This window comes from Shewanella sp. MF05913 (assembly GCF_059758095.1).
The window spans coordinates 28,823-53,112 of record NZ_JCAYNT010000016.1 but is presented as its reverse complement, the minus strand read 5'-3'; the positions used below and the strand labels follow the sequence as shown (position 1 = coordinate 53,112).

Here is a 24,290-nt window from a genome sequence, read left to right as displayed (position 1 = left end):
AAACTAGATGTCTTTCATAGGTCTTATAGTCGGTAAGCTATGGAGGTACAGTTATCCTATTTAATACAAGTGGTGTAAGGGGTTAACAAAATAGACTAATAGATTATTTGATGGACTATTTATTTTAGTTTAGACTTATTACCTAGTTATCCTATTTAATACTTAGGGGGTTATATGACAGGAAACTCTGAACATTGGAGCATTTTTTATGCTTCTGAAATCGCTCTTTTTGATTATTTACGATCTAACTGTGATTGTTATTACGAAGAAACACCTTTAGTTTACGATGAATTTTTAGGTGATTATGGTGGAATATTAAGTAAGCCGAAGCGATATATTCGCTGGATAGGAGTTTTACACCATTCTCCTGGTCATGTGATTGACCTTATAAAAGAAATGGAAAAGAATTATCAAAAAGCAATGGGGCCTAAGTTCAAACGGTTTCCTCCGCGATTTCCGCAAATTTTCAACGATGTAGAAGAGTTCAATATAAGCACTCAGAATGCATACCAATCAAAGTTAATGGCTAACACAGGAATACTAACTTTAAAGACTCAGAAGGTTGATTCAGAGCATGATGAATCAATATTAAAAGCTATCTTTCAATCAAATGTTAAAGCCTTACATAATCTAGGGATGCGTAGCGCTGAATATAGGGTTACTCAGAGGGAATCTTTATTTAGTGTTTCTACATTTTACGAACTGGTGATTCCAATGCATGACTTTCTAAACCATTATGGTTGTGAAGCTATACAAAGAAGAATCCATACAGGAAGACAGTATAAGGTGAGAATTAAGAGGGTAGGTGACCCTGTTCGTAAACAGGTTACACTTGGTCTTATGGTTCTAACCAATGAGTGTAAGGACGTTAAAATTAACCATTCAGCAACCAAACTACCAAGGGCAAACACATTAGATGCTCTGGGGATGAGGATTGAGCTACCATTCGATTCAAATTATAGTTTTTATCGACGCTAACTCGCTCAATATATCTGATATTGTGTAAATTAATAACTTAATAGTAGGTGTGTTATGAGCCGTTCAGTCCCACATTGCCCCAATTGCCTAATAGAAATGGAAGATTCACTGTCACCAGAACACTGTTGTAGTGAAGATTGCTCTATTCAATACAACGAATACATTAATGAATGCATGAATCAAGATGCCGATTATCGAAAAAAGTATGAAAAAGAATTTTAAAAAAGCAAAAAGAAAGGGCCGCAACCGGTGTTATGAAATCTAATCAAATCCATGAATCATTCAATGTTCTTTAGTATCCCTCCAGTATTAAATAGGATACCTTCAGATAAAATATACCGTTATCTTGTTAATCACTAACTGTATTAAATAGGATAACTAAGCCATTCGTTAAGTGCTCACATATCTTATTTGTAAATAGTCCTAACACCTTGCATTGTAATTGCAATAAAATGCCACAATAAACAACATTTGATACCCCTTAACTTCCTTGTGCCAATTTAAGTTCATGAGATTATTAACTCTTATCAATTTATAGGATGAGACGATGAAAGGTATCGATTTATTTAGTGGCGCTGGTGGAACCTCGTGTGGTGCTGAAATGGCAGGAATAAACATCATTTGGGCCGCTAATCACAATCCTCCTGCGGTAGAGATTCATGCTATTAATCACCCTAATACTATCCACGCTTGCCAAGATTTGCATCAACAAGATTGGAATGAAATACCTCGTGATTTTGATATCGTTTATGCAAGCCCCTGCTGCCAGGGTCATGCTTCCGCTGCTGGCAAAGCTAAGCGCAGTTATAAGGCAGATAAAAGCCGCTCTACTGCTTGGGCTATCGTTTCTTGTGTTGAAAACCATAAAACTCCGGTTGTTATCATTGAAAATGTATCTGAATTTTTGCGTTGGGAGCTCTACAGTGCATGGGAGTTCGCAATGAAATCGTTAGGCTATTCACTCTCGCTTAATTTTTTAAATGCCGCTGATTACGGTATCCCACAGAATCGTTTACGACTTTTTATTATTGCGACTCGCACTGCACACCCTATTGAACTTAGTTTAGAAAAGTCGCCTCACATTGCAGCAAGGACGATCATCGACACACGGTTTGAAGGGCACGACTGGGATTTAGTGACTAATCGTGTCACTGCAACCCGCAAGCGTGTAGAAAATGGTAGAAAGCAATTTGGGAGCGTTTTTCTAGATGCTGCATATGGGAGTGCGACCAGTGGAAGAAGTTTAGATAAGCCTATCGGCTCGATCCTTACAATGAATAAACATAGTCTCGTCTATGGCGATTACATACGTGCTATCACCATATCTGAACAAGCAGCTGCACAATCATTCCCACAAGATTATGTATTACCAACTAACCGCACACTAGCTAAACAAATGATTGGTAATGCTGTGCCCCCTGTTTTAGCAAAACGTGTGACTGAAGCTGTACTAGCTGCTGCATAAGGAATTTTTATGATAAACCAAACTGAGTCGCTTGATTGCTTTATCTATAATGAAATTGAACGCATCAAAACATTTAGAAAATGGTATCAATTACAACATACCGAAAAACCAACTGAGTACCCTATTGAACTACCGCTTTGTAATGCCGGTGTATGGGATGAAATGTTAGCTGACTTTAACCAAAACGATGGCGAGGTGTAATGTGGGCGTGATTAAAACGCAAGGTTCAGAACACTGTGCTCCCATTTATCAATGTTCACAAACCGGCATCCCTGTGTGGTCAGGTAAAACTGAAGAGCACTTTAATGAAGCGCTGATTGCTGATATCAGGCTATTCATTCTTCGTGAGGCCGCGAGGCAAGGTTACAACGATAGCAGTCAAGACCGTATAGGAGAAAACTCGACTTTCTTTCACGAATCCTTTTTGAACGGATGGGCTAGTCAGTTGTGGGACCAATGCTATCAAAAGGGGGTTCTTGAACACAAAAATCGAAACATCTGCAGTTTTCACTGGTCTATAGAAGATTAATTGAATTTGTAGGGCGATTTAGAAATATCTGCAAGGCCATGTCTTTCAAATCTGATATGTTCTAAGTAAGTTCGGAAACACGGAGGTTTTATATGTACATCTATAGCGCTGTAATCATTGTTTGTATCATTTACGCTGAAGTCTTTATATATCGTAAAATATGTCGGAATAACCCAGAATTTTCTCGTGAAATAGATGATTCAAAAATCGGTGAAACTTATTATGCTGACGGAAATCAACGCAATCAACATGTCGTTGATTCGATTCGTGCGGCATATATAGTCGTTATTATTATCAGCTCTATCTGTATGTTTATGTATGCAAAATTCAACACTTAGAAGCGAATTAGGGCCGTAGTCGGGCTGGTTAAGTTCTATATACCTAATGTGTTATCAATTTATTGATAACACATAACATGCTTAATACTGTGGCTGACATGAAAATACACACAACAAGCAAAGCTGACCAACCCATAAATACAGTGGTTAAGTAACCGTAAAACGCTTGGTTACCTAAGACGACATCGGTCAGGATCAGAAAGCCCAACAAGTACATCCCTCCTTTTAAAGACCCGAGCAAATCAGCATTCGATGGGGATAAATATAACCCTATCGCGCCGACGACAAACACCCAAATACTGACTTGTATGGGGCTTTGTAACCAATCACTTTGTAATGAACTCAATAGCTCGCTAATTAACGCTAGGTTTAAGTGGTAATAGAATTCAAAATACCTGCCTGCTGGTGGATCAATGTTCACGATATCAAATAACCGGATCATCATGGTATCGGCACCAGGTAATAGTGCTAATGAAACCCCGCCTGTTGCCACAACCCCTCCAAAAATGGGTGCAATACCGATGAAAAAGTTACCTACAACTTGATAAATTGAATTTGGATTAAACGAGTGCTCGACGTAGCCAAGGGCGACATCTGACTTAGAATGACTTGTTGGCCAAGAATAGAGCTTAACTTTTGTGATTGAGTGTCTGAAGATGATGCAGCATAGACAATGAGAGATCTCATGTATTGGTACACCGATAAGTCCGGTCGTGTGATTAAATATCGATGGCCGAGTTACCGACATTCTGACAAAAAACCTCTGCAGTACCCATAGTATAAATAATGGTAATAGAATGCTCATAAAGCAAATGAGTAAGTTATTAACCACACCCAGCCACCAAAGCACTAATTGTTCTAACATAAATATCCCTTGTGGCCACCAGCATCGATCAACATCAAAAATGCATCCTTATTGCCACTGACCCCATACTTTGACAAATTGAACCCATACTTTGACATAAAAATGGTAATTGAAATAATTGGTGGTTTTATAAACTTAATTAAAACAATAAATTGAATGATTATTGAAGCATAGTCTGACAAATTATAACAACTGCCAAATACGAACCTGTAAATGGCCGCACTTGCCACTTAGTGACTGTTTATCAATAACCTACCGAAATGGCTGTGAAATTAGGTTTTCTGATTTGTCAGTCAATGGGTATATTTATGTCAGAGTATGCGTATATTTTTAGCTAAGTTGTTGGAAGCAGAAAGCGGCTTTGCTTCCTGCGACTCTTATTCTATTGCAATCCTAACGTTTAGTGTTAGCTTGTTATCTATGTAAACCAATACCGGCAAACATTAACGATTAATAAGGGCTGTCATGGCGAACGAACAAAATGATTTTTTAGCATTCCATGGACGTAAAGTGTCTACCTTAAGCGCAGGAGAGAAAGCAAAGGTATTTCAAGGTCTATTCCTTGTGAAATCTTTACATATTAGTATCTCAGTTGAAGCTGTTGAATTGGCTGGGGCTTCTGATTCAATAGTTCATGTAACTCGCACTAATTGAGGTTAGCTATGTTGAAAAAATTTAATATTAGTCAAAAAGTATTTGTGAATGTGCCTGGGGATCATCTTAAAGACGGTGTTATTACAGACTGTATTACAAGAGATTATGGGGTTGTCTACGAAGTGCGATTAATAGGTTCTGATACTAAAATGATAGTAAATGAGTCACATATTTCTGTACCTGACGATGGAGCGGGTATTAACGACGTAGCTACACTTCAAGCCATTATCATAAAGCAGTATTTCAATTCTAAATACTCTGAATTCCCCATAAGAGAATTAACAAGCGAGCAACAAATTGTGATGAATCTATTGATTGCTAGCGTTAATATGAAAAACATCGATAACAGTGATGATTGCTAATTTGTAACTATAAACCATTTCGAACATTTAGGCCGGAGATTATGAAGATAAAGAATTTTACATTAGCCGTTATATTTGGACTTACCACGCTTTCAGTACAGGCTGAAGTTAAAAGTCCTCTAAACGTTAAACTCATTGCTCCTAATGAGCCGTTTTTTCAAGAACAGACGGCCCAATTTAGCTTTATGTATAAATTTACGGAAGGCGAGCTAAAAACGTTAATAATGAACTATAACGAAGTCGTAGCTAATGCCAAAGAATTGAATCGACAATATTCTAGTTTAGTTCAAAACCCAAATGCTGGTGACGATTGGATTAACGCTAAGCGCCCACTAGATGATGCATATAAGGCATTTACCAAAAGTGGTAACAAGTTGGCGGTACAAAGTGATCTGAGTTCTATGAAAGGCTTAAATAGAGTAATTAACAGCCCAAAGGGACAGTATCTTGAAATCATGAAGATGAACGTTTTGCTGTTGGAAGATACGATTAGTTCATATATGAAAAAGGCTATCAGAAATGCTGGTCAGTTTGGTAGCAGAATTAATGCAGACAATCTTGTCCTTACACTTGATTCATCGACCCCCTTCAACGTTATTATGATTGGAAAAGAGGGCTCTTTAGATGAGCCTATCATCAAATTGGTTGATACCACAGATCCAAAAAATAAATCTACATTAAACATCCAAACCTTTGAAACTGTCGCGTCTTTTTCAACGAATTTAGCAGGCTATTATATAAATTATAGCGCGGGTAAGAATTATCGAGACAATGTGAGCAAAGAATGACCACAGGTTTTCATTAGCCAAAACGAGTGATAATCACTATTCAGCCCACAAAATGTTAGGTCACTAAATTGTTTTGGTCTGAATAGTGATTTTGTATCTGAAATACAAGCCAAAATCTTAACGGTTACGTTTATCGTCACTATTGTTTGTTGCTAAACCCTACTCGGTGACTGCATACAATAATATTTGAATCTAGGGCTTTAAAATATGGTCACAAAACTGCAAGCTGAAGAATTAAAAAATATTGCGGTTAACGCGCTAAAGCACAACTACCTTAGAAAAAATGGCTCATGGTTGTGGTCAATAGGCAGTACGATGAATTGTACTCTGGAATCAAACTGTCTGCCTGCGCATTTAGCTATCATTGGTACAGTTAGGCAGTGGAATTTAGGGAAAGATCCTATCGTCGTGATTGGTTGTATGAAACAAGCAGGTGTTCATCCAACTAATAACGAAATAAAGTATATAGAAAAGGCGCTTTTACGAGAGGTTGACCCTCATTGTAATTTTCATGCATGGATTCAACTCGATGCAACTAGCTTGAATAGTGACATATTAGACATCACAGGGGCTCTATGGGCAAATGTAGTAGTGCCTAATGGGGTTTTAGATAAGCAGTCAGCACTTAGTCACAACATAGAGCTTTTCCCTGTATTAACAGATGAAGAGGATGTATACAGTTACCACGCCAGTCTTGTTTACGAACACATCATCGCGTTTGGTGCTAGGCATGTGCAACACAATGAAATTTTATTAATTCTAGAAAAGTTTAGCCAACAACAAAACATCACAAGAGAACTCGCTTTTGGTGGTGCAGGTAAAATGATTTTGGAAGAATCAACTAACAAAAGGACTACTTCTGGTTTTTGGGGTAAATTTGTTAAGATATTTAAACCTACCGGAAAATGAGTTTATTTTGATATACGGCCATAGCTATAAACAATCACCGATTATGAGATTAGTTTAGTAGGCGAGATTTAATCTGACCGATTTTATCAACCCCCTTATCAAGGCCAACTTTTTATTATTGCTTCGATACCTCGCGACTTGAGTTGCAACCCGCTTATAAGACAATATGTCATTGTAGATTTGTTTAGGCATTTGATTATAACGTAGGGATAGACTCACAATCATATCACTGTCAAATGACACAGCATTATCCATTTTATTGTAAACAGCCTCAGAACATTGAGCCTTAAGGTGCTGCTTCATTCGAACCTTCTGGATTAGCTGTTCGTTCACTCTTCGTTTGTGTGCTTTAAAGGTCTGTATTGTTCGTAGAGCCTGTATATCGCTTAAGATTACCTCTACGTTCTGATTAAGTACCGTCGCTAAATACTGGACCATTTCAGCTGCTTGAAAATGCTTATGCTTATGTAAAACAAATACTATAAAATCTCTTCGCTTTAACACCGAAGGATCGATTTCAATGGTGAAATCAGTTTCTAGTTCAATTTCAATTTTTTCAGTAGAAACTATATTAACGGGTATGGCATTCTCGACCTGGTAATTATTAAAGCTACCAGGCGATATTGCGTCGTCAGCTGTATCATTTTGATTTACATTAGGCTTCATACATAGTCGCTCGAGTGGATTAACATGGCCTGTTTAGTAAAAATTGGCTTAAGGGTTCTGGTTTGTGGAAAAGATATCCTTGTAAATTAGTAACACCGTTTAACACGAGAGCATCTGCTTGCTTTTGAGTTTCAACCCCTTCTGCAATGATTGGAATGCTTAACCGCTTTGATAAGTCGAGGATGTTACTGACTAGATTGAAGCAGTGTTCATCATCTGGATAATGGTCGATAAAGCACTTGTCTATTTTGAGAGCGTTAACTCTAAAATCTTTTATATTTTCAAGGCAAGAGTACCCAGTACCAAAATCATCGATAGCCAACTTAACGCCTAATTCTAACAACTGACTGACAGCCAACAATGTATCTGGATCATTAGTGATAATTTGACGCTCCGTTATTTCAAGAACGAGTGTTAGATGCTGAAGCTGGTGGTCCTCAGTTATGAGCTTACATGCCTCAATCAGTGCGGGTGAGTTTGATTTGGATAACTGAATAGGACAAATGTTAATGCTTAAATATAATGGTGACTTATTGGCTGTGTTGTTTTCTAAACACAGTGCATGAACCTGGGATATCAGTTTTAACGTCATAGGTATAATCAAGGCACTTTCTTCGGCTGCGGGAATGAAATAATTCGGGCTAATTAAATTCCCCTTGTATTCCCAACGCATAAGGATCTCGCACCCAGTAAATTTACCTGAAGTATCGACAATGGCTTGGGCATATGGTTTGAACTGACCTCGACGTATACCCAGGGCCGGATTATACATTGTTAAATTGGTTAACAAACCTATCCAGTCGAACGAATTTCATTCGATTATGGATGATTTATATCAATCAATAATCTCGCATTAAGTCGACTTAAGAACAAAATAGCTAAATGTTAACAGAATTTACAAAGCATAATCTCACCCTGGACGTATACCCTGTCTAATAGCTGTCCTTATAACGAAACTGTTCCCGCTTAGGTAATAGCAAATGGGTAAAACAATGGCGAAAAGAGACATAAGGAAGATCACAAACCAGCTTCTTGTTAGTGCTTTATAAATGGTCTTCTGTCTGTCTACCGACGCAGTGATATAAAAAGGGTATTTTTCTGATTGTGATATAAAGTCATAATTTTTTTTTGAATTCTCTAGCTTTAAATTCATACCTATAGATTTATCATTAACGTTGACCTTAAACGTAGAGTTTTTATAAAACAGTTGGATCACTGACAGTACATTAGGAGCATGAATAGTCACAACTGCTTGAAAATCTTTATCTGATACACCTAAAACGAAAACAGGCTTGCCTGGTACAGTGTACCTAGATTCAAGCAATGTTAACCCTTCCCGCTTACTACTTCGAGCAAATCGCCCTATATTTGGTTCAAATGATGAGCAAATGATTTGATTTTTGTGGATTACTGAAATACTCATGATGCTGGGAATGTCGAGTATGGTGAAATCAAGTAAAGGCTTAACTATATTGCAGTCCTCAGAAGCGTGATTAAGGACCGTTAAAGCCGCTCTATTTGCATCTGAAATATTACTATCTAGAAAGTTTTTAGCGATGATAATACTTTCGTTTATACGTTCGGCTTCATTAGTAAGTGATTGAAAAACGATTATTCCCATCCCAATACTTAAAAAAGCGATGAAAATACCAATTGAATGCAATATTTTCAATGTAGTAAAAGGGTATGTGTTCCTTATTGCTTTTCTAGTAAATGCCTGCATGAATACCCCTTAATTTAATAACACAATAGTTATAGCACAATAGTTATAGCACACAATTCATTATTTCTTTAATAAGCTATTGTTTAATAGCAAGTTATACCTTTCACTATACCGTTAAATATTAGTAACTAATTAACATTTTCATCACCAAATAATTGCGGAAAATAACCACAACACAATCTTGCAGCTATAACTTTTAGTGTTAAAATCTAACGCAAATGTCAGTAAATGGCTCAATGATTCAAGTGGTGACAACAATGTCTAAAATCAAACTAGCGGTTCATTTCATGTCGATGACCGGTGCAGTAATTAGTGTGTTCAGTAACTACTTGGGATTAAACACGGCAGATTTAGACTTAAATGATTATCAGCTTGCTAAAGTGAAACACTTTACAAAAATCGAGTTGGTTAACATTAACCCCACATTGACAGCAACTGAATGTGGTAAACAACAGGCTAGTGCTCTGTACTACTTGTTAACAGAAACAAACCGTAAGCAAGTCAAACGTTGTACTGAAGAACGTCCACCAGCTGATTGCCCAAATATCAAATTAACCCCCATTGAGAATGGCGTTCATGTTGAAGTGGCACCTAATGACGGTCGGTTTTATTCAAAAGAGACGCTTAAATCTTGTGCAGAATATGTTATCGCTTCCGGTGAGTTGTACGTTTAATTTAATAAAATAACTAAAATAATAAAGGATTTACTATGATTTCTTCAAAAGACTTTTTTTTCAATACGATAATCAGACAAGAGCCATCTATTGATGTGTCTGATTTAAATAAACTGTTGGCAACCGTTGATATGGGCTACTTTGCTTACCAAGTAAATCGCATGCTAAGCAGGAGTGGAGATAATGTTTGCACTGTATTCAGTACGTCTTCATCGCCTTGTGTTTCTAATATAATTACAGCATTAAGTGGTCTAATCGCGATGGTCCATATTTATGCCGTAAAACCCCAAAATCCGGTTGTTAATGCGACTTTAACTTGTGACCTTTATTTACCTGACGGTATTTTACGATTGCTACCGCAATGGAATGCCTCTGAACCAAAAGATGTCGTCAACCTGGCTACTTCTCTTGCAGTACCGCTAATACTAAATAAAATGCACGATAAAACGTTTATTAAGACACAGGATGTGACCGAGAAGCTATATTTCAATTCCAAGCTAATGATGGACCAACTAATAAAATTGGCTCTTTATAATCCAGCTGCATACATCCCAAGTGAGTATGAACAATACATTACTAATGCGCAGAAAGCTGTTGCTATGGGCGGTGACACAGAAACCATACAGGCCAATTATGAACGAATTAATAAGGACATATAATGATAAAGCCTGGCATGAAATACACGGCCATTAAACCCGCTGGTTCATTCGGGGTAATCGATGGTGAACAAATCGATTTTAAAGAAGTATCTCTTACTATCGAAGTTTTAATGAAGCCGAAAACCGTCATGATGGATGATGGTGCCAGGAGACAAGCTGAGCCATTACCGGAACATTTCTGTAAAGCTGAATGGCAACTGGTTAAGAATTTGGAAACGTTTAAACATCATTGGTTATTCGTTCCTAATTACATTTTTACCCCACTTTTATAGATCTTAGACCGACGACTTATGGGTCGGTCTTTTTACATTTGACTGCGAGTAACATGATAGATATTACTGAATATGAAGAAGGCGCTGAGGCTAATAACATCAGCTTGCCAAACCCTTTACTTGAATCCGCATTGAGCTTTGATCTTGAGATAGCTCAATCATTAACTATTGGGCTCATCCAACACTACCCCAGTATTGCCGCAATGGATAAGTACCAGAGCCATTTTGTGAATGAAGCTCAATTCAAATATTATTTGAGGTCATTTCAATATCCAAAAGAACTCTATTTTTCGATCCTTTTCGAGGCAACTGGACTGATAGATGTCGATAAAAAATCATTGAAGTTCGAACGATTGGTAATAAGGCTGATGTTAATGCCAAACAATAAAGTTACGGTCCATTGTACTGTTGACGGCATGAAAGAGTCATTTATGGTCCAAGTAGACATGAATTCTATCTACGAAGTTGTTGACGATTATATTGAGAGAATTAGCATGCAGTGGGCTGGCATAGGTTATCAGCTAAGACCGATAAAAGAGTTTCAGCATGGCATTACTGTGTATTCAAAATACTTCTATCTGCAATACAACGACCGTGAGGTGTTTATTCGCTACAACGGGACGCCAATGTTGCTGACACGTACTCTATTAATGGGCTGTATAACTTATGCATGTAATCAAGGGTTTATTCCAAATACACCTGACTTTTACAAAGCCATAGATGATCATGTTGCCGAGCTCATTACTACATTAAAGCTATCTATAAATAAGATAAATTAATTTCTATGATAATTTCAAATGATTATAAAACATAAAACTGAAATACAAAGCCGAAATGCGAAGGAACATGCTGGGAATAAGCAAGAACTCGATGTAGCTTATTTTTTAGAGCGAGAGTTCACCAAATCTAAGAATGTATTTGTTTTTAATGATTTAAAGCTTGAATTTGATGGAGCAATAGCACAAATAGATCACCTTATTGTCTATGAGAAAGGTTTTGTTTTAATTGAATCAAAAAGTATCAAAGGTAATCTTCAGGTCAATAAAGCTGGTGAATGGACTCGAAGTTATAATAATGAGTGGTTTGGTATGCCGTCTCCGTTGGCACAAGTAGAGCTACAAGGGAAGGTTTTGAAGGCTAAATTGAATCAAGACTCCCTTGAATTTCTACCTCCATTACTAGGAGGCATAAGGCAAAAGGTAAGCTATCGTAAGTGGGCCTATCTTTGTGTTGTATCAAGTGATGCCATTATTAACCGTGATGGGATGCCTGATGATATTTCAGAACGGCTAATCAAAACCGAGTTTTTAGTAAAAAAATTACGCGAGATAATTGGGGGGGATTCTTTTTTTAGTTCAATTAGAAAGACGCTAAGCACAGACCCTATCTTTGACATTAAGTCTATGCAGAGTATGTCTGACTATCTAGTACGCCAGCATATTGGAGCGGATAGTGAACCTCAGCTTCCTAAAATAGTTGAAAAAGTTACGATGGTTAAACAAGAGCCAATCATAGCTAAATCCGGAGCTGGAGCTGCCGCTAACTTGAATTGCCGTCATTGTGATAGTGATGATGTGAAAGCGATTAAAGGTCGATATGGGTATTATTTGAGTTGTCAAAAATGTAAACAAAATACTCAGGTGAAGCGGCCTTGCCCTTCATGCAGGAGTAAAGATACATCTGTTAAGAAAGTCGGCAGCGCTTTAGTGGGAAGCTGTAAAGCTTGTGTCTCCACTTATACTATCTTTACTGAGCAAGGATAATGGTAATGTCTAAAAAATATATGACAGTTCTTCTGGAATATGAACCACTGGCAGATTTACCTCGCCAAATTACTCAAGCATTCTGTGATAACTCGACGATAAATGGTGCAAAAATTGTAGCTGTTTCACTTGAAGATGAATTTAAACGTATTGAAGAGCTAGAAGAATTATTGAGTGACAGCTTTCATTAATATTCAGCCCTGTTATTTATATAAGTTTGATGGGGTATTAAGGAAAACACCTAAAGTAATCGGTATTATTAGCAGATTACTTTAGGAATGTCGGACCATTTAGTTAAATACTGTGGGGTTAAGAAATCCCTCTTCATCTTCCATTTTTGCTCTATCCCCCTGGCACCATTAAAAATTGTTCCCTTTCCATGGGTCGCATTAATCCTATCAAAGATTTTCATCAAATTAGTGTGCGTTTATATAATAGTTTGATAATTCTTAATAATGTTTGATCATTTATATAATAGTTTGATATTTTTTGGCTCTTTTGGTGAATGTGCGGATTAAGAGTTAGCACATTTTTGCCCCTTTCTGTGTTTAAAGCAATTTATGCTTGAGCATACTAAACCTAGATTTGACCAAATTTATCTTATGTAAAAATAGGCATTTCTGACAACATTTAGCCCTAGGTAAGCTAAATGTTAAATTTATTATCGAGAAGTGTCACTATTAGGAGAATTTACCAAACCTAGTTGAATACAGAATTGCCTTGACAAGGGGGGAGTACAGCTTTCGGGTAGTTATTTTTGTAACGAGGTTCAGGCATGAGGTTCAATTAATCCATGTAGCCGATCAGATCGTAACTTATTGATTTAGTTTTACTGATTAATTGATGACAACCGCTTCATTACCATCATTGAACTCAGAGCTATGAATTTAACGATGCTCTTAAACTTGGAGTCAGCTTTCGCCGGATAGGTTTTATTTAAGTAATCAATAATGTTTTTTCTATTAAACATTAAAGCCCAATCACGCGCTGTCATATTGGTTTTGTTGGTTAGCTGTGGATTTGAACCAAATGCTAATAGCAATTTGAAAATTTCTAAATTGCCCTTGTAGGCACAGGCCATGAGCACGGTATTACCTACATTATCCGCTGAGTTAACATCAGCGCCACATCTTAATAATGCTTCGCAGCAATCTTTTTCATTATTGTAGACTGCCAGCATCAAGGCAGAATACCCACTTGAGTTTGTTTCATTAATGTTTATATCCGAGGTGTGGGATAATAGATTAACCAAACTATAAAAATCACCTGAACGTGCACAATCAATCAGCGTAGTATCAACGCGGTAGGTTTTTTTATAATCGTCCCATTTACTCATAATTCCCCCAAAAAAGGGGCTTTTATCAATGAATACAGTCACTGATAAAAGCCTTCAATATTAAATGATGTCAGAAATTTTTAGCTTTAGAGCATCTGCAACCCCTTGGGCATAAGCAGGGTCTGCTTGGTGACAGTTTCTTATATGTCTATACTGAACTTCCAAAGACGCAGAGCCGATGCTTCGAGCAGTATTTTCAAACAGCACCGTCTTTTGTTCTGGCGTCATTAAATTAAACAACGCCCTTGGTTGACTAAAATAGTCATCGTCATCTTCACGAAAATCATAACTATAGGCACCACCTTGAATTGCTAATTCAGGCTCTTTAGTGTCGAGTTGTTCTTGCCATAAACCAAGGCTATTTGGTTCGTAGGCTTTTGTGCTTCCGTAGTTACCATCTACCCGCATTGCACCATCTCTATGGAAAGAATTCACCGGGCATTTCGGTTGATTAACCGGGATATGAGCATGATTGACGCCTAATCTATAACGCTGTGTATCTCCGTATGAAAACAATCGACCTTGTAACATCTTGTCTGGTGAAAAGCCGATGCCAGGTACAATATTGGCAGGGTTGAATGCCGCTTGCTCTACTTCGGCAAAATAATTGTCTGGGTTTCGGTTCAGCTCAAGAACACCAACATCAATTAAAGGAAAGTCATTATGTGGCCAAACCTTAGTTAGATCAAAAGGATGAATAGGATAGGATTTTGCTTCTTCTTCAGTCATTATCTGAACTTTCATATCCCAACGAGGGAAGTCTCCATTTTCAATGGATTCATAAAGATCTTGTTGATGACTCTCTCGATTTTTACCAACAATTTCTTCGGCTTCTTGATCCGTTAGGTTTTCTATTCCTTGTTGGGATTTAAGGTGGAACTTAACCCAACAACGTTCATTTTTATCATTGATAAAGCTAAACGTATGACTACCAAAACCATGCATATGGCGATAACTTTTTGGGATCCCTCTATCACTCATTACAACCGTGACCTGATGAAGTGCTTCAGGTAAAAGCGTCCAAAAATCCCAGTTGGTATTGGCACACCTCATATTGGTTCTCGGATCGCGTTTCACTGCGTGATTCAAATCGGGAAACTTGATTGGATCTCTTAGAAAAAAGACTGGAGTATTGTTACCCACAAGATCCCAGTTTCCTTCATCAGTATAAAATTTTATCGAGAATCCTCTAATGTCTCTTTCTGCATCAGCTGCTCCGCGTTCACCTGCTACTGTCGATAGGCGAACAAAAACATCCGTTTTTTTACCTACAGATGAAAAGATATTGGCTTTAGTGTACTGAGTAATATCGTGGGTGACAGTAAATGTCCCATAGGCACCAGAGCCTTTTGCGTGCATTCTTCTTTCAGGAATAACTTCGCGATCAAAATGGGCGAGTTTTTCTAAAAACCAAAAATCTTGTAGAAGCATTGGCCCTCTAGGGCCAGCTGTTTGTACGTTTTGGTTGTCGGGAACGGGGCATCCGCTCGTTGTAGTAAGTTTATTTTTATCTTTCATTACAGTCCCTTTTATTTGCTTACAGTGTGAAAACTTAATCTCTGAAGCTAACAATAATTATTGATATTTTTGCGACTTTGATTAGGGCGTTTACTCTAGTATGAAACCCTGTGTTAACAGCTTAGATATATGTAAACTATTTTTCCAATCACTCGCCCTCAATCAACCCGATATCCACAGTCTATTATTGGCTCGATTTTCTGTAGTAAACGCTTATTGACGCCTCTAGTTGATGTAATTCGGTGGTACATACATAGTTTTAATTATTCACAAAATTCATCCACGGCAGCCAACGCTTGTGTCCCATAAATCACAGCAGGACCGCCACCCATTAAAATGGCAACGTTAATCGTTTCAATCAGCTCTTCTCTGGAAGCCCCAGCTTTTACTGCTGCTTCAACGTGGGAGCCAATACAACCATCATAACGGACATTGATAGCAATAGCGACGGCAATCAGCTCTTTATACTTAGTTTCCATTGCTCCGGGAGCGAAAGCTGCTTTGTGAAGGCTTAAAAAAGCGTTGAGTGTATCAGGGCTCTCTTTTCGAAAAGCGGAACCTAACTTGCGCTGTAGCTGATTAATGTCTTTATAATTCTTGCTCATAACGTTACCTCAATTGTATATTCAAATTTATTTACTCTGGCTTGCATATTTCGCCAGCTCTTATGGCTTTAAGTGTATTAAACGAAAGCCAGAGAATAAGTAGGGTTAGGCCCCCTAATAGCGCTTTACCAATATATAAACACGTTGATGATTGCGTTAACTCGGCATATCTAAATAAGGCTACGTTAAAGGCTGCTACGGGAAATGAAAAAGCCCAGGATGAAAGATAAAACCCACCTTTTCGAAATTGATTGATATTGAGCACCAGCAAAATAGCGGTGAATAGTGCAACAGAAGCAAGTATTCTGGATAAGTCAGTCAGTTCTGGCACTAGTGAGCTGTAGGACACAAAACCAATGGATGGTGGCGCTAACAAGATAAACAGCATAGGTTTAAAACGTGTTGGCAGAGCTTCATGAAAAATCAAACGGTTGGTAATGATGGTTAATAGCACCATCCAAAAAACAATACCAACGCTGAAAAAGAACCAGCTTACCTCGATATATCCCAGCTTAGCACCGGTGATTGGAGCAATAATGTTACCAACAACCGGAATAAACCAACTCGGGTTGGCGTGCTCTAGCCGATAGTGATCGTGGTGTATCCAGCTATGCATAACCAGTAAAGTTAACGATAGCTGAACGATCGCTCCAATACCCCATAAACCATAGGAAAGCGATTCAAACTTATGCCAAATGACGGAAAGGAGTAATAGGCTGATTGAGAAAGCAGCAAAGAAATTAATCTTAATTGGATGATTTGTTTCTGCAATCACTGCATTTGGATAGCGAAAGAGTTTTAGTAGATAAAGGCTGCTCATCAGCAGCATAACGATACTTGCCAAAGCACTGGTGAATGTTGTAACCACAGGAAAGGACATCCCCATAGCTTTTTGCCATGCGATTGAAAATCCACTCAGACCCATAACGACAGAGAACATTGAAATAGGGAAATGTACTAATCGGCTTTCTACCTTTACAGAGGATGAGTGGTTTATAGATAAGTGCTTCATATCAAGCCTTTCAGCTGGTAGTTTTGAATATTAATTGACTTTAATATATCTCTTTCTGGCTGACGTTTTTAGTTACTAAAACGACAAGATATATTCCTAACACGACAAATGGTTTTTTAGCAAATTGAACTGTTATAGAATGGTTGTTATAGCAGCTATAGAATTTTCTATACTTATATGCTGAATGTTTTTAATCAATCAAGGAGTCACTATGGATACTATCAATATAGGAATTAATGAATCTGATCGCATTGCTATTGCTGAAGGCTTGAAACGTTTGCTGGCAGACTCTTACACCCTTTATCTGCAAACTCACAATTTTCACTGGAACGTAACTGGACGACAGTTTCGCGATCTCCATTTGATGTTTGAAGAGCATTACACAGAGCTTGCAACAGCCGTCGATGATGTCGCGGAACGTATTCGTTCACTGAATATTGTTGCTCCAGGCACATATAAATCGTTAGCGTCATTAAGCTCTATTGAAGAAGTGGAAGATATCCCGCCAGCAATGGAGATGGTGAAAATTTTGACGCAAAGTCATGAACAAGTGATCAGAACTTGCCGTGAGATATTAAAAACGGCTCAGGGTGCCGATGATGAATCTTCCGCAGCATTGATTTCAGATAGAATGCGCGAGCATGAAAAAACGGCATGGATGTTAAGAGCGATGTTGGTCGCATAAAAACAATTCATTACTTATTGGGGTTAACTGTCAGTTAACCCCATTTTTTTTAACTTTTTGATGGCGTCAGGTATTAGTGTCAGTCAGCTATTAGCTAACCCAGCCTAGTAGTTGCCACCATAGGAAATCTAAAGGCATCAGCAAAACAACAGTAATAGCCGTCAACGGTAGGGTAATTTTTAATAGCTTAGAGAGAGGCTCTTTTGATAATTGCATTGCGACGACTAGTGGGCCCACTTGATATGGGAAAATTACGGTCGAAAAGCCAATGACCTGAGTCATTATTACAGCGGGTAGAGAGAACCCGGTTATTTGAGCGAAATCTCCGGCCATAGGTGTTAATACCGTCGGTACACCAGGGATTGTTGCTACTAATCCTGTGAGAGTTGAAATGATAGACAGTGCCATGAAACTCAGGAATGAGCTGTTTTGGTCTGCTGGAAGTATATGTCCGAATAGCTGCCCTAATGCCGAGCCAATTCCTGATTCATTAACCAGCGCTCCCAGTCCTAAAGCACCAGCAACGAAAATCACTGTGGCAAAATCAACGGAGCTATTAAATGCTTTTGGCTCGACAACTCCCCATTTAGGGAGCAGGAGAATAATTGCTGTTACTAAACCTACCCAGGCCGGATTAATGCCGTGAATAGTATCCGTTATCCAGAATAACAACGTGATAGCGAGCAAAATACCCACTTTCTTCTGCATCTTTTGATCGGAAACGAAACTTTCGTTACTGGTGTCTTTATTGGCTGATGGGGCTGAAATTTTGTCAGGGAAAATACGCAGTACTAGCCAAATGACGACCAAAGATTTAACGATACCTAATATGGGAAAGTGAAGCAGTAGGTATTCAGTGTAGCCAAAGGTAATATTAAAAAGGTTTTCACTGGAGCCAGCTAAAATCATGTTGGGAATATTGGCAGGTAACACTGCAAAACTGGGCATATTGCACGAAATTGCAAGGGCAGTAGCAATGCCAATTCGGCCATTACTGCCTTTTTTCAGTCCAATGGTGTCAGCTAATGCCATACCAATAGGAATTAATACCACAGCCCTACCTACTGAAGAGGGCATGATAAACCCCAGAGCCATGGCACTGAATACCAAACCTGTGATAAGACGTGGATAACTGACCGTTAAATAGGGGAAATCAGTGTCGCAAGCTTTTGACTTAGTCCAGATTTGGAAATTGCTGTGCCAATGATAAACCCAGAAATGATGAGCCATACAGCGGTAGAACCAAAACCCGCGAATACTATCGATGGTGAAATCAGACCCAATATCGTGACTAAAGCAAAGAAGATCAAACTTGCCAGAAAAGGCGGTACAAATCCTGAGCTCCAAAAGATAAGTGTCACCAACACAACAGCGGCACTTCGAGAAAATATCTCGGACTGAGCTGGAAGCGGATAAATGCTAATAACAAATGCAAATGTCAAAGCGATAATTACAGCGAATGACTTTACATTTAGCCGGCTGACCATATGTGTTTTCTCCTGAGCTTTATAATTATTAGGCTTCGTTGACCTAAAAGCTCAACAGGCTCTAGATATATTGTAGAGTTATTTCTAAAATACCTTTTATTTGATACGTTTTCACGAGGCAGGATGTCAAAACATATTCCTAACACGACAATGTTATTGCCCAGCGATGTTGCTTTTGTCTTAGATCCTGCTCAACCCGTGCTTACGCACAGTCGCAGTATGGTTGCTGAGTCTGCTATCGAGCCGCATACTCATCCCAGAGGACAACTTCTTTGGGGAGCTAAGGGCGTATTACGTGTAACCAGTGAAAAAGCGGTGTGGGTCGTTCCATCAACTCATGCCGTATGGATTCCTGGAGGTCATTACCATCAGGTGAGTAATGAAACTGCTACGCAAACCCGTAATCTATACGTTGACCCCTCGTTTTGTGTTCGTCAGAACTCCGAGAAAGTCGTCATGTTGAAGATGAACTCATTAATGCGAGAAGTCATACTCAGGCTTACAGAAAGTGCTGGTTCTCTTACAAAAGAAAGAGCACATAACTTAGGCTTGGTTGCTCTTGATGAACTTGAATCCTTGGAAGCACTCGAGCTTTATATTCCATCAGGACATGATCCTCGCCTGCAACGTTTGATCAGTCTTATTGTTAATAAGCCAGAGCAATCACTGTTGCTTGAGCCGTTAGCCACTCAGGTAGGGGCAAGTGTCCGTACTATCGAAAGGTTGTTTAAAGCCGAAACGGGGCTAACATTCCGTCAATGGCGTAGCCGCTTTCGTTTGATGAATTCACTGGACAAGATTTCTCAGGGGTATAACACAACCTTGGTTGCGCATGATCTGGGTTATAGAAGTGTGAGCAGTTTTATCTCTTCTTTTAAAAAATTGTTTGGTTGTACACCTCTGGAATATGCTCAAAGGTAATTATTTTATTACGAAATCCTGAGTTGATTTTCAACGATTATAGGAATAGGACCTCATTTATTCGTCGGCTGCAATATAAAATCTATACAATTATTTTTCCATTATCTGTAGTAATTTGTGATTTGCTAATTTAAGTAAAAACTCTAGCAAGGTTTTGTCCAAAAGTGAGTTTGAAAATGATCAAACTTAATTATGAGAAACTGAAATTCGTCCTCAGATAAATTATCAAACAATAGCGGTATTACCGTTCATGACACCCATAATTTTTATCAAACTTTATTATGGTCGTACAATTAGGGTTGGTAGGCTGGTTAAACAGGTCATGTTGATACTGAGATACCGGCGTTAGATTGATCAATCCCACGCCAACACGATAATACAGTGAACCCTTTCGAAAAAATTTATTAACTATCTCTGATGCGGCTTTAGATAGCTGGCAGGTATCATTGGTTGGCACATCAAAATGATACGTTGATTTAAACCCTCCTGTGGTGCTGTCATAGTTGGATGCGGATGCAAAGACATGCATCGTTGAAGAATAAGAGCCCTGGTCCCGAGCTTTCACAGCTGCTGATTCTACTTGTTGTGAAATGGCTTGAGATAGCTCTTCAATTTTGTTGGTTTTGCGGCCTAGAGTCGATGTGCTAAAAATCTGTATTTTATCTGCCCTTATCAAGTCCCAATACTTACCAACATAACCATTTAGCTCTAATACCGTTCTCTCGAGTTCTACCCCAAAATTTTCTCGCGCCGAACGATGAGACATTTGGGAAAGTTGTAAGGCATTCACAATCTTTAAAGCATCTAATTTTTTGGCTGTTCTAGTGCCTACGCCCCATATATCATCAGTATTCATCTGTGAAAGAATTATTTGCCTCTGAACGTCATCATTAATGAAGCAGACACCGGCATATCCTTGAAGCTTCTTAGCTGCATGGGATGCTACTTTGGCCATGGTGGTATTAATGCCTACGCCAATAGAAATAGGTAACCTAATTTCCTTCCATACTCTTCTGCGGATGTTATTTGCTTGCTCAAGGTACTCTTCAGGTTTCGTGCATTTTAAATTTAGAAAAATTTCGTCACATGAATATACATAGCTATTAAATGGCTCAGTAAATTGACTTATGCAATTCATAACTCGATTACTAAGGGCACCGTAAAGAGCATAATTTGATGAGCAAACGATCACATTATGTTGGTCACATAAATATTTTACTTCGTAATATGGGGTAAATTTTTTAATACCTAACAACTTAGCTGCTTTTGAAAGACTGACAATAACCTGGTCGTTATTGCTAAGCACTATCAAGGGTCTGCCGCGCCAGCTCGGATTAAAAACACACTCAGCTGAGGCATAAAAATTATCAATATCACACAAGTAAATCATAGCAAAGCAATCCTAAAAAGCGGCTTTCCAATGTGAACGAATGGAATTTATGACAACGCCTTCCACTGAGAATGTATCGCAATCTTGGATTAAAACTGCTGAATATTGATCATTTGCAGATAGTAACTTCTTATTTTTAACGTCGAGTATTTTGCAGCATAAACAGCCATTGAGATTGGCTATGATGATATCCAAATGTTTTGGTGCCAAGCTGGTATCGATGACGAGTAGATCGTCAGGAAAAATACCAGCATGGATCATCGATAAGCCTTCGGCCTTTGCGAAATAAGTTGAATTGGGCCTTTGAATAAGCAGTTCATCAAGACTCAATGGTGATTCGATGTAACCGGAGCAAGGACTTTCAAAGCTAGATATCCCTGCCGAAACAAGATTGTTTAATATTTTCATCTTAGCCACAGCAACTGTATAAATGTACAGTATTATAGCGGGTTCGCGAGAATATGGTAGTTTTCAAATCATATTGATTATGCATGAATTGGTAGTTTTAATTCATGCATCTGATTAATATAGGTTTTATTGGTAATCCTCAGCAAGGCTGGTGGCTTTTGGGGCTCGAACTATCGAGCCTTATGATTTAAGATGATTGTTTATCCGCTAGTAAATAGGCGCGAAATCATTAACGGTTGAGAAACGGTATAGGCTTCGATTGTAATGCCTTTCTAAATTTGTCTGCTACTTTTATGCATTGTGGAACTAACTTTACTGGGTTTTTCCAATGCTGAATGTCAAGTAATGTGACTGAGCGAGCTACCCCAGTTTTAAACGGTTCAGTCGATGGGTATCCATGGTTTATTAGTATATCGATTAGCTTATTTACTACTTCATCTTTAGGTAGAGAGGGGCCGGACTTCAATAATTCATTCGTCAATTGAAGATCTAGCTTTGATAGGTTAGAAGTGTCAATTCGATTTGAATCAGCTATTTCTTGAAGCTTATCTTGGTAATGGCTACGTTTAGTGAGGCTTTTTTTTCTGCGCTCAAGAATATTAATCTTAGTATTAACAGTTCGAGCAATGTGAGACGCTAATGTATAATTCGACCCAATACGGGCACGGTAATTTTGTATGGAAAAAGTGATAAACTTAACAATAGAGTGAGTATCTTGGATGTTTGGGCAGAGGATAGTTTGGATGTTCTTTGCAGCGACCTTGATATCAGCCCCTTCACCATATCTGCGCAACTGGTCATAAACGAGCTTGTTTATACGGTTGATGCGCTTTCCAGACACATATTTTAGGTGGCCATACTTAGAGAACTCGGCCAGAGAATTTACACCGAACCGGTGCTCTATCTGGATGTATTCAACGATTAAATCTAACCACTCTGATACTGATTCGGGAAAGTAATTAACCGGAGTATCATTAATCTCACGGGTTAAATCAAATACACAAAAAGCGATAGGGTTCGCTTTGCCGTGTTCATAATGGCACCCAAAATCAGCAAAACCAAAGATTGCATCGATAGCTGATCTAAAACTTAGCAAAGACCGACTACTAAGCTCACCTTCGACAGAGTTAAGGACCTGATGATGTTTTAGTATGCAATTGCCAAAATCGGGCTTTGTGCTAGAGTTATCTAAATCGTAAAGTGTATCAACATTAACTTTTGCCTCTGCCGCATAATTATTCAAAGCTTGAATAAAGGGGTGATTCGAAATGTGATCACAATTTTGGTTGAATTTGATTCTCGCCTTAAAACCTCTACGGGCTAAACTTACAGCGCCTTCTGATGCTTGATTAAACGACGTAGACGAATGTGGCAGTGAGTCCAAAAGTACCGCATACCACTTAGAGCCTTCATGAAAAGGTGAAAATATGGTATTAGTTATCTTTATTCGGCTATTCATAGCCAAAACGTCATGTTTATTATGTTCTTTTTCTAGAGCTGTTGCTAAGTGATCTGGTACATGAGAACGTACATGGGAAAGGTGGAGGTTGGTAATATTCAACTCAGCAAGTAATTTACTGATAGTGCGAAATTGATCTACGTACTTTAGATTTGATGATGACGGTCTAGCTTTGTGTGATTTATAGCCATCGACCAATGTAAGACTATCAGAGTAGATTTTAACAGATTCTGGATTAATGCATTCTTTATGCATAATGGCTTTCAAGTTCATTAAGCCGACTAATGCAGCTTGAATTTCACCAGCGCCGGAATCGGGCAGCGTACCACTAGAGCCTGAATAATTTTGAGTTAATGATACACCATTACTAGCGTTATAACTGACCGAGCCAGAAAAAGTAGTGAGCATTAAGTCACTATCAAAAGATGCATCACAAATTATTTTAACTTTTTTGGACACCTTGCCTCCATAAACATCATCCATAATATGATTACCATATATTGATACTGTATAAAAATACAGTGAAATAATATTAATTTAATATTGTTAAAAAAACGTATAAGCCCAACTTTGCGCCGCTGCACTCCCCATGACTGGCATGGGAAGCCAGGAGTATATTTTAAAAAACACATAGGTTGGTATAATCAGCATTATATCAACCTATTATTTTGAGGCAAGGAAGCGGCTAACCTTTACCAGTTATGGTGACACCATAACTAGCGCTTATGAAACATTGGTGACACTTACCTTTCAAGCTTGTTTGTATGGTGACACCATAAGATAGTGCGTTTTTTTGGGGAGAGCTTCTTATGGTGACACCATAA

At 38.4% G+C, this 24,290-nt stretch carries 30 protein-coding genes; 16 read left to right on the top strand and 14 right to left on the bottom strand.

Annotated features, from left to right (window positions below):
- Positions 1-174: 174 nt before the first annotated feature.
- The 4 genes from AC19MV_RS16875 to AC19MV_RS16860 all read left to right on the top strand — a co-directional run bounded on the left by AC19MV_RS16875 (position 175) and on the right by AC19MV_RS16860 (position 2,644).
- Complete coding sequence (locus AC19MV_RS16875; protein ID WP_498308988.1) at positions 175-978, top strand: hypothetical protein; 804 nt, start codon at positions 175-177, stop codon at positions 976-978.
- 54 nt (positions 979-1,032) lie between these two features.
- Positions 1,033-1,200, top strand: a complete 168-nt coding sequence (locus AC19MV_RS16870) for a hypothetical protein (protein ID WP_498308987.1) — start codon at positions 1,033-1,035, stop codon at positions 1,198-1,200.
- Positions 1,201-1,525: 325 nt separating this feature from the next.
- Positions 1,526-2,443 carry a DNA cytosine methyltransferase gene (locus AC19MV_RS16865; protein WP_498308986.1) on the top strand — a complete coding sequence of 306 codons (918 nt, stop codon included), beginning with the start codon at positions 1,526-1,528 and terminating at the stop codon, positions 2,441-2,443.
- A 9-nt stretch (positions 2,444-2,452) separates the two neighbouring features.
- The gene (locus tag AC19MV_RS16860) at positions 2,453-2,644 is read left to right on the top strand and encodes a hypothetical protein (RefSeq protein WP_498308984.1); all 192 of its coding nucleotides are present in this window, start codon (positions 2,453-2,455) and stop codon (positions 2,642-2,644) included.
- Between the two features lie 709 nt (positions 2,645-3,353).
- Here the strand turns inward: AC19MV_RS16860 and AC19MV_RS16855 are convergent.
- Positions 3,354-4,175, bottom strand: coding sequence for a hypothetical protein (locus AC19MV_RS16855; protein WP_498308982.1), 822 nt, complete (start codon positions 4,173-4,175; stop codon positions 3,354-3,356).
- 465 nt (positions 4,176-4,640) lie between these two features.
- Between AC19MV_RS16855 and AC19MV_RS16850 the strand changes: the two genes are divergently transcribed.
- From AC19MV_RS16850 to AC19MV_RS16835, 4 genes are all read left to right on the top strand, one after another.
- Positions 4,641-4,829, top strand: coding sequence for a hypothetical protein (locus AC19MV_RS16850; RefSeq protein WP_498308980.1), 189 nt, complete (start codon positions 4,641-4,643; stop codon positions 4,827-4,829).
- A gap of 8 nt (positions 4,830-4,837) precedes the next feature.
- Positions 4,838-5,191, top strand: a complete 354-nt coding sequence (locus AC19MV_RS16845; protein WP_498308979.1) for a hypothetical protein — start codon at positions 4,838-4,840, stop codon at positions 5,189-5,191.
- Between the two features lie 41 nt (positions 5,192-5,232).
- Positions 5,233-5,979: a hypothetical protein gene (locus AC19MV_RS16840; protein WP_498308977.1), complete on the top strand. Its 747-nt coding sequence runs from the start codon at positions 5,233-5,235 to the stop codon at positions 5,977-5,979.
- Between the two features lie 207 nt (positions 5,980-6,186).
- Positions 6,187-6,888: a hypothetical protein gene (locus tag AC19MV_RS16835; protein WP_498308975.1), complete on the top strand. Its 702-nt coding sequence runs from the start codon at positions 6,187-6,189 to the stop codon at positions 6,886-6,888.
- Positions 6,889-6,942: 54 nt separating this feature from the next.
- Here AC19MV_RS16835 and AC19MV_RS16830 read toward each other — a convergent pair whose 3' ends face one another.
- The 3 genes from AC19MV_RS16830 to AC19MV_RS16820 all read right to left on the bottom strand — a co-directional run bounded on the left by AC19MV_RS16830 (position 6,943) and on the right by AC19MV_RS16820 (position 9,277).
- The gene (locus AC19MV_RS16830; protein WP_498308973.1) at positions 6,943-7,554 is read right to left on the bottom strand and encodes a hypothetical protein; all 612 of its coding nucleotides are present in this window, start codon (positions 7,552-7,554) and stop codon (positions 6,943-6,945) included.
- Positions 7,555-7,573: 19 nt separating this feature from the next.
- Positions 7,574-8,326, bottom strand: coding sequence for an EAL domain-containing protein (locus AC19MV_RS16825; RefSeq protein WP_498308972.1), 753 nt, complete (start codon positions 8,324-8,326; stop codon positions 7,574-7,576).
- 138 nt (positions 8,327-8,464) lie between these two features.
- Positions 8,465-9,277: a hypothetical protein gene (locus AC19MV_RS16820; protein ID WP_498308970.1), complete on the bottom strand. Its 813-nt coding sequence runs from the start codon at positions 9,275-9,277 to the stop codon at positions 8,465-8,467.
- A 257-nt stretch (positions 9,278-9,534) separates the two neighbouring features.
- Between AC19MV_RS16820 and AC19MV_RS16815 the strand changes: the two genes are divergently transcribed.
- From AC19MV_RS16815 to AC19MV_RS16790, 6 genes are read left to right on the top strand one after another with little or no spacing between them, the layout of a single operon-like run.
- Complete coding sequence (locus tag AC19MV_RS16815; protein ID WP_498308968.1) at positions 9,535-9,951, top strand: hypothetical protein; 417 nt, start codon at positions 9,535-9,537, stop codon at positions 9,949-9,951.
- 35 nt (positions 9,952-9,986) lie between these two features.
- On the top strand, positions 9,987-10,610 hold the full coding sequence (locus AC19MV_RS16810) for a hypothetical protein (RefSeq protein ID WP_498308966.1): 624 nt from the start codon (positions 9,987-9,989) through the stop codon (positions 10,608-10,610).
- Positions 10,610-10,882 (top strand): hypothetical protein, encoded by a 273-nt coding sequence (locus tag AC19MV_RS16805; RefSeq protein WP_498308965.1) that lies wholly within the window; start codon positions 10,610-10,612, stop codon positions 10,880-10,882. Before AC19MV_RS16810 ends, AC19MV_RS16805 begins: the two co-directional genes overlap by 1 nt.
- A 53-nt stretch (positions 10,883-10,935) precedes the next feature.
- Positions 10,936-11,661 (top strand): hypothetical protein, encoded by a 726-nt coding sequence (locus AC19MV_RS16800; protein WP_498308963.1) that lies wholly within the window; start codon positions 10,936-10,938, stop codon positions 11,659-11,661.
- Between the two features lie 18 nt (positions 11,662-11,679).
- Complete coding sequence (locus tag AC19MV_RS16795; protein WP_498308961.1) at positions 11,680-12,645, top strand: nuclease-related domain-containing protein; 966 nt, start codon at positions 11,680-11,682, stop codon at positions 12,643-12,645.
- A 5-nt stretch (positions 12,646-12,650) separates the two neighbouring features.
- Positions 12,651-12,836, top strand: a complete 186-nt coding sequence (locus AC19MV_RS16790) for a hypothetical protein (protein ID WP_498308960.1) — start codon at positions 12,651-12,653, stop codon at positions 12,834-12,836.
- Positions 12,837-12,904: 68 nt separating this feature from the next.
- On the opposite strand, the gene AC19MV_RS16785 is transcribed toward AC19MV_RS16790, so the two are convergent.
- From AC19MV_RS16785 to AC19MV_RS16765, 5 genes are all read right to left on the bottom strand, one after another.
- Positions 12,905-13,057, bottom strand: a complete 153-nt coding sequence (locus AC19MV_RS16785; RefSeq protein ID WP_498308958.1) for a DUF4113 domain-containing protein — start codon at positions 13,055-13,057, stop codon at positions 12,905-12,907.
- A 417-nt stretch (positions 13,058-13,474) separates the two neighbouring features.
- Positions 13,475-14,023 (bottom strand): ankyrin repeat domain-containing protein, encoded by a 549-nt coding sequence (locus AC19MV_RS16780; RefSeq protein ID WP_432338854.1) that lies wholly within the window; start codon positions 14,021-14,023, stop codon positions 13,475-13,477.
- Between the two features lie 18 nt (positions 14,024-14,041).
- On the bottom strand, positions 14,042-15,499 hold the full coding sequence (locus AC19MV_RS16775) for a catalase (protein WP_432338853.1): 1,458 nt from the start codon (positions 15,497-15,499) through the stop codon (positions 14,042-14,044).
- Positions 15,500-15,762: 263 nt separating this feature from the next.
- Positions 15,763-16,104 (bottom strand): carboxymuconolactone decarboxylase family protein, encoded by a 342-nt coding sequence (locus AC19MV_RS16770; protein ID WP_432338852.1) that lies wholly within the window; start codon positions 16,102-16,104, stop codon positions 15,763-15,765.
- A 31-nt stretch (positions 16,105-16,135) separates the two neighbouring features.
- On the bottom strand, positions 16,136-17,116 hold the full coding sequence (locus AC19MV_RS16765; protein ID WP_432328337.1) for an SLAC1 anion channel family protein: 981 nt from the start codon (positions 17,114-17,116) through the stop codon (positions 16,136-16,138).
- A gap of 211 nt (positions 17,117-17,327) precedes the next feature.
- On the opposite strand from AC19MV_RS16765, the gene AC19MV_RS16760 reads away from it, so the two are divergent.
- Positions 17,328-17,801 carry a Dps family protein gene (locus AC19MV_RS16760; protein WP_432328338.1) on the top strand — a complete coding sequence of 158 codons (474 nt, stop codon included), beginning with the start codon at positions 17,328-17,330 and terminating at the stop codon, positions 17,799-17,801.
- 90 nt (positions 17,802-17,891) lie between these two features.
- On the opposite strand, the gene AC19MV_RS16755 is transcribed toward AC19MV_RS16760, so the two are convergent.
- A complete protein-coding gene (locus tag AC19MV_RS16755) occupies positions 17,892-19,031 on the bottom strand; it encodes an SLC13 family permease (RefSeq protein WP_498308956.1) in 1,140 nt (379 codons plus the stop codon).
- The gene (locus AC19MV_RS16750) at positions 18,941-19,288 is read right to left on the bottom strand and encodes an anion permease (RefSeq protein ID WP_432338850.1); all 348 of its coding nucleotides are present in this window, start codon (positions 19,286-19,288) and stop codon (positions 18,941-18,943) included. Before AC19MV_RS16750 ends, AC19MV_RS16755 begins: the two co-directional genes overlap by 91 nt.
- Before the next feature lie 123 nt (positions 19,289-19,411).
- On the opposite strand from AC19MV_RS16750, the gene AC19MV_RS16745 reads away from it, so the two are divergent.
- Positions 19,412-20,209, top strand: coding sequence for an AraC family ligand binding domain-containing protein (locus AC19MV_RS16745; RefSeq protein ID WP_498308954.1), 798 nt, complete (start codon positions 19,412-19,414; stop codon positions 20,207-20,209).
- A gap of 241 nt (positions 20,210-20,450) precedes the next feature.
- On the opposite strand, the gene AC19MV_RS16740 is transcribed toward AC19MV_RS16745, so the two are convergent.
- The 3 genes from AC19MV_RS16740 to AC19MV_RS16730 all read right to left on the bottom strand — a co-directional run bounded on the left by AC19MV_RS16740 (position 20,451) and on the right by AC19MV_RS16730 (position 23,949).
- The gene (locus AC19MV_RS16740; protein WP_498308952.1) at positions 20,451-21,599 is read right to left on the bottom strand and encodes a Y-family DNA polymerase; all 1,149 of its coding nucleotides are present in this window, start codon (positions 21,597-21,599) and stop codon (positions 20,451-20,453) included.
- Between the two features lie 12 nt (positions 21,600-21,611).
- Positions 21,612-22,007 (bottom strand): S24 family peptidase, encoded by a 396-nt coding sequence (locus tag AC19MV_RS16735; protein WP_498308950.1) that lies wholly within the window; start codon positions 22,005-22,007, stop codon positions 21,612-21,614.
- 229 nt (positions 22,008-22,236) lie between these two features.
- On the bottom strand, positions 22,237-23,949 hold the full coding sequence (locus AC19MV_RS16730) for a hypothetical protein (protein ID WP_498308948.1): 1,713 nt from the start codon (positions 23,947-23,949) through the stop codon (positions 22,237-22,239).
- Positions 23,950-24,290: the final 341 nt, after the last annotated feature.